Origin of the sequence: Yunchengibacter salinarum, assembly GCF_037658235.1 — a bacterium.
GTDB lineage: Bacteria > Pseudomonadota > Alphaproteobacteria > Sphingomonadales > Kordiimonadaceae > Yunchengibacter > Yunchengibacter salinarum.
The window spans coordinates 1-1,729 of the sequence record NZ_JBBJLN010000030.1 but is presented as its reverse complement, the minus strand read 5'-3'; the positions used below and the strand labels follow the sequence as shown (position 1 = coordinate 1,729).

3 protein-coding genes are annotated in these 1,729 nt (G+C 67.8%); all 3 read left to right on the top strand.

The window, feature by feature from the left end; genetic code table 11:
* A partial coding sequence (tnpA, locus tag WGH93_RS13185) for an IS66-like element accessory protein TnpA (RefSeq protein ID WP_374765337.1) occupies positions 1–371 on the top strand: 371 nt, incomplete at its 5' end.
* The gene (tnpB, locus tag WGH93_RS13180; protein ID WP_374765336.1) at positions 371–721 is read left to right on the top strand and encodes an IS66 family insertion sequence element accessory protein TnpB; all 351 of its coding nucleotides are present in this window, start codon (positions 371–373) and stop codon (positions 719–721) included. The genes tnpA and tnpB, both read left to right, overlap by 1 nt.
* Positions 722–776: 55 nt before the next feature.
* A partial coding sequence (tnpC, locus tag WGH93_RS13175) for an IS66 family transposase (protein WP_374765335.1) occupies positions 777–1,729 on the top strand: 953 nt, incomplete at its 3' end.

Genomic DNA, 1,729 nt, shown 5'->3' with positions numbered 1-1,729 from the left:
TATACGCGTCCGGTCAACGGCGCTGGCCGGATGAGGTGAAGGCGCAGATTGTCGCGGAGACCCTTCAGCCTGGTGCCACCGTCAAGGCAGTGGCGGCGCGGTTCGGCATCCGGGCGAACCAGGTGTCGGCCTGGCGGCGTATGGCGAAGGACGGCGGCCTTGTCCTGCCGGCCGATGAGGGCGACGAGGGAGATGCGGTGTTCGCGCCGCTCATGGTCTGCGACGCGGCGGAGCCTGTGCCTGAAGCGGAGGGCGGCGGCGCCGGGTGTGATGTGCGGATCGCGGTCGGTGACGTGGCGATCCACCTTGCCGCCGACACCCCCGCGGGTCGGATCGCCGAGATTGTCCGGGCGCTCGGGGCGCCCCTGTGATGTTGCCCGCGCACAAGGTCCGCATCATGGTTGCGACGCAACCCGTGGACTTCCGCAAGGGGCACGACGGGCTGGCGGCGCTGGTCCAGTCGGCGTTGAAGGAGGACCCCTTCACCGGCACGGTGTTCGTGTTCCGCGCCAAGCGGGCCGACCGGTTGAAGATCCTGTTCTGGGACGGGACCGGACTGGTGATGACCTACAAGCGCCTGGAGGAAACGCCCTTCACCTGGCCTGCGATCCGGGATGGCGTGATCCGGCTGAACCGGGCACAGTTCGAGGCGCTGTTTGCCGGTCTGGACTGGCGCCGGGTGACGGCGCCTGCCGTGGCGCGGCCCGCTGCGGCAGAATGACTCAGTCCGCGGCAGAAAGGGCGCATGATCGGCCGGTTTGGGGTATGATCGCCTTATGTCAGCGACCCCGGATATCACCCTCTCGGCCATCCCCGAAGATCAGCGCGATGCTGTCGCGGCCCTGCTGCGTGCGCATGGTCATTTACAGGATGAGTATGCGGCGATCACGGGGGCCTATGCCACCATCGAAGGCAAAAACGCGAACCTTGAGGATGAGAACACCGCCCTGCAAAGCGAGGCGGACAGGCTGAAGCAGATTGTCGCCCGGCTTGAGCATCTGGTCGCCGAGCTGAACCATGTGGTGCATGGCAAGCGCTCCGAGAAGCTGAGCACGGATGATCGGCAACTGGCCTTTGAGGATCTGGAGGTGGCGGTTGCCGAGGTGGAAGCCCGGAAAGCGGCCCATGACCACGATGGCACACGGGGGCACAAGAGGCGCCCGGTCCGTCGCAACCGCGGCAACTTGCCCAAGGATCTGCCGCGGATAGAGCGGACCATCGAGCCGGATAGCCTGGACTGCGCCTGTGGCTGCGGGCCGATGCACAAGATCGGCGAGGACCGCAGCGAGCGGCTGGACATCGTGCCGGCACAGCTGCGCGTTCTCGTTACCGTGCGCCCCCGGTATGCCTGCCGTGCCTGCACGGACGGCGTGACGCAGGCCCCGGCTCCCGCGGCCCTGGTCACGGGCGGGCTGCCGACCGAGGGCGCCATCGCCCACATCCTCGTCAGCAAATACGCGGACCATCTGCCGCTATACCGCCAGAGCCAGATACTCGCCCGATCGGGCGTCACCGTTGATCGCGGCACGCTCGCGGACTGGGTCGGCGTCGCAGGCTTCCACCTCCGGCCTGTCGTCGACCGGCTGGCCGAGCATCTCAAGACCTCGGCGCATCTGTTTATGGATGAGACCACCGCGCCGGTGCTGGACCCGGGCCGGGGCCGGACGAAGACCGGTTATCTCTGGGCCCTGGCGCGCGACGAGCGCGGTTGGGGCGGCAATGATCCGCC

Excerpts from the sequence above, each read along its gene's own strand:
- tnpB (WP_374765336.1), top strand. The coding sequence starts at position 371 with ATGTTGCCCGCGCACAAGGTCCGCATCATGGTTGCGACGCAACCCGTG.